Source organism: Streptomyces sp. WG5, from assembly GCF_049974565.1.
In the GTDB taxonomy this organism is placed as follows: domain Bacteria; phylum Actinomycetota; class Actinomycetes; order Streptomycetales; family Streptomycetaceae; genus Streptomyces.
The window spans coordinates 1-1,212 of record NZ_JBNGGC010000132.1; the positions used below are offsets into that span (position 1 = coordinate 1).

1 protein-coding gene is annotated in these 1,212 nt (G+C 74.3%); it reads left to right on the forward strand.

Annotation, left to right across the window (positions count from 1 at the left end; translation table 11 throughout):
• Window positions 1–1,212: polyketide synthase dehydratase domain-containing protein (locus ACP4IX_RS36220; protein WP_426558902.1), on the forward strand; the 1,212-nt coding region annotated here is incomplete at both ends.

Consider the following 1,212-nt stretch of genomic DNA (forward strand, 5'->3'; position numbering starts at 1 on the left):
GGCCGGTACCGAGCTGCTGGAGGAGCTGACGCTGGAGGCGCCGCTCGTCCTGCCCGAACGCGGCGCACTCCAACTGCAGATCAGCGTCGGCGCGTCCGACGAGTCGGGCCGGCGGCCGATCGCCTTCCACACCCGCGCCGATCGCGCGGGGGAGGAGGTGCCGTGGGTGCGGCACGCGACCGGACTGCTCGCCGAAACCACGGCGGAGCCGGTGTTCGACCTGGCGGCGTGGCCGCCGGCCGGGGCCGAACCGGTCGCCATCGACGGACTCTACGAGGCCCTGGCCGCGGCCGGGTTCGCGTACGGATCGGTCTTCCAGGGACTGCGGTCGGTGTGGCGTCGTGGTGAGGACGTGTTCGCCGAGGTCGGACTCGGTGACGAGACCGCCCCCGGTGCAGAGCAGTTCGGGCTCCACCCCGCGCTGCTCGATGCGGCCCTGCACGCCATCACCGTCGGCGGGCTCGTCGAGGACACCGGACAGGGACGGCTGCCGTTCTCCTGGTCGGGTGTCGCCGTCCACGCCGTGGGTGCCTCCGAGGTCCGGGTGCGGTTGTCGCGTGCGGGCCGGGACGTGGTGGCGCTGGAGTTGGCGGACGCCGAGGGCGTGCCTGTGGCGTCGGTGCGGGGCCTGGCGCTCCGGGCCTTCTCGCCGGAGCAGTTCGCGGCCCCGGCCGCCGGGAGCGGGGACGCTCTGTTCGAGGTCCGCTGGTCGCCCGTCTCCGGTGGCGGTGCGCCGGTCGAGGACTGGATGCTGCTGGGTGCCGGGTCCCAGGCGTTCGCGGACCTGGCGGCGCTGGCTGCGGCTGCCGTGGAGGGCGGGACCGTACCGGCGGTGCTGGTCGTGCCGTGTCTGGCGGACGGGGAGGTTCGGGACGTCCCGGATGCCGTGCACGCGGAGACCGGCCGGGTGCTGGACCTGGTGCGGGAGTGGCTGGGCGACGAGCGGTTCGCCGATTCGCGTCTGGTGTTCGTGACCCGGGGCGCGGTCGCTGCGGCGCCGGGTGACGAGGTCGCGGATCTGGCGCACGCGTCGCTGTGGGGTCTGATTCGGTCCGCGCAGTCGGAGAACCCGGGTCGCTTCGGTCTCATCGACCTCGACGGTGACGGTGGTGTCGACCCGGACACCGTCGCAGAGGTGCTCGCGGCGGGTGAGCCGGAGGCCGCGGTGCGGGGTGGCGCGGTACAGGTGCCGCGTCTGGTGCGTGCGGTGGT